1 protein-coding gene is annotated in these 318 nt (G+C 70.8%); it reads right to left on the reverse strand.

Features of this window, described 5'->3' with window-relative positions:
- On the reverse strand, window positions 1-318 hold a 318-nt coding region (locus ADK57_RS17410; protein WP_420711865.1), incomplete at both ends, for a hypothetical protein.

Raw genomic sequence — 318 nt, forward strand, 5'->3', positions numbered from 1 at the left:
CCGTTGGCCTGGGTGTAGGTGGTGTCGGCGGCCGCGGTGCCGGTGAGGGTGCCGTCCTCCGCCTGGTAGGTGACGACGTTGCCGGTGGTGACGGCGTCGTCGGCGCTGAACGGGGTGACGGCCAGGCGGTCGAGGGCGAGGGTGCCGCCGGTGCCGGTCACCTTGACCTTGTTGATGCCCTCGCTCAGGTACACCCGGTTGGTGGAGGTGGACCAGGCGCCGGTCGTCGCGCCGGAGAGCGTCTGGTCGTTGACGGTCTTGCCGTTGACGGTGAGGTCGGCCTGGCCGGTGTTGCGGAAGCGGGATGTCAGGTCCGCG

The organism is Streptomyces sp. MMG1533 (genome assembly GCF_001279775.1).
Classification (GTDB): Bacteria; Actinomycetota; Actinomycetes; order Streptomycetales; family Streptomycetaceae; genus Streptomyces.